The 1708-nt window shown below is 76.4% G+C and carries 3 protein-coding genes; all 3 read left to right on the top strand.

Annotation, left to right across the window (positions count from 1 at the left end; translation table 11 throughout):
• Positions 1-351: urease accessory UreF family protein (locus ABD211_RS20845; protein WP_344134435.1), on the top strand; the 351-nt coding region annotated here is incomplete at its 5' end.
• Positions 341-1048, top strand: a complete 708-nt coding sequence (ureG, locus tag ABD211_RS20840; RefSeq protein WP_344134432.1) for an urease accessory protein UreG — start codon at positions 341-343, stop codon at positions 1046-1048. The genes ABD211_RS20845 and ureG, both read left to right, overlap by 11 nt.
• A partial coding sequence (locus tag ABD211_RS20835; protein WP_344134429.1) for an urease accessory protein UreD occupies positions 1049-1708 on the top strand: 660 nt, incomplete at its 3' end.

Here is a 1708-nt window from a genome sequence, read left to right as displayed (position 1 = left end):
GCCATGTGGCCGCTGCCGGAGGCGCGGTGGCCGGCCGGCGGCCCGCACCAGCCGATCGCCCTGGGCGTGGTGACCGCCGCGGCCGGCCTGTTCGCCGTGCACGCGGCGTTGACGGCCGCCTACGGCGCGGTGAGCGGCCCGGCGTCGGCGGCGTTCCGGCTGCTCGGCCTGCACCCGTACCGTGTGCACGCGCTGCTTGCCGGCCTGGCCGGCGAGTGTGACCGGGTCGCGGCGCTCGCCGCGACCCATGCCGAGGAAGACCCCGAGAACCTGCCCGCCGCCTCAGCACCGTTGCTGGATATCGGCGCCGAGGTCCACGCCAGCTGGGAGGTGCGTCTCTTTGCATCCTGATCACCCACACGACCATGAGCACGGCCCCGACGAGGTCCCCCACACCCATCCGGAGCCGGGCGTCGACCCGCACCCGGCGCTGCCCGCCACGGGCGCGCGGGCGCTGCGGATCGGCATCGGCGGACCGGTCGGCTCCGGCAAGACGGCGCTGGTCGCGGCCCTGTGCCGGACGCTGTCGCAGGAGCTGAACCTCGCGGTCGTGACCAACGACATCTACACCACCGAGGACGCGGACTTCCTGCTGCGCAACGGCGTCCTGCCGGCCGAGCGGGTGCGCGCCGTGGAGACGGGGTGCTGCCCGCACACCGCGATCCGCGACGACATCGCCGCGAACCTCGACGCCGTCGAGGAGCTGGAGGCGGCGCTCGGCCCGCTCGACCTGGTGCTGGTGGAGAGCGGCGGCGACAACCTCACCGCCACCTTCAGCAAGGGCCTCATCGACGAGCAGATCTTCGTGATCGACGTGGCCGGCGGCGACAAGGTCCCCCGCAAGGGCGGCCCCGGCGTCACCAGCTCCGACCTGCTCGTCATCAACAAGGTCGACCTGGCCCCGCTGGTCGGCGCCGACCTGTCGGTGATGGAGCGGGACGCGGCGGCCCGGCGTGGCGACTCCCCCACCATCTTCACGTCCCTGGTCCGCGACCCGGGCGCCACCGACGTGGCGGACTGGATCCGCGGCCTGCTCAAGGACCGCTAGGTGCGCGCTGCCGCCCGGATCGAGGCGGTCGCCGACGGCGCCGGGGGCACCCGGCTGGCCGTACTCTCCGGGGAGGTGCCGCTGCTGCCGCGCCGCACCGGGCCACGGCCCGGGCCCGGGGAGCCGGTCACCGTGCACCTGGTCGGCGGGGCGGCCGGCCCGCTCGGCGGGGACGACCTCACGGTCGACATCGTCGTCGGGCCGGGGGCGGCGCTGCGCATCCGGACGGTCGCCGCTTCGATCGCGCTGCCGGACCGCGCCGGGTCACCCTCCCACACGGTGGTACGGGCGTCCGTGGCGTCGGGCGGGCGCCTCGACTGGCTGCCCGAGCCCTTGATCGCGGCGGCCCGCTGCCGGCACGAGACGCTGGCCCGGATCGCGCTGTCGACGGGCGCGTTCCTACGCTGGCGCGACGAGCTCGTCTGCGGCCGCCACGGCGAGGAGCCCGGCGACGCGTCGGTGACCACGGTCGTGCGCTACGCCGGCCGTCCCCTGCTCCACCATCAGGTCGGCGTCGGCCCGTCCTTTCCGGGCTGGGCCGGCGCCGCTGTCCTCGCGGGAGCCCGCGCGACCGGCACGATCGTGGTGGCCGCCCCGTCCTGGGCGGACGGTGGCCCGCCGCCCGCGGCCGTGCGCGGCGACCGGGCGGCGCGCGCCCCG

The organism is Luedemannella flava, assembly GCF_039528515.1.
Classification (GTDB): domain Bacteria; phylum Actinomycetota; class Actinomycetes; order Mycobacteriales; family Micromonosporaceae; genus Luedemannella; species Luedemannella flava.
This window is presented reverse-complemented; position numbering and strand designations above follow the sequence as displayed.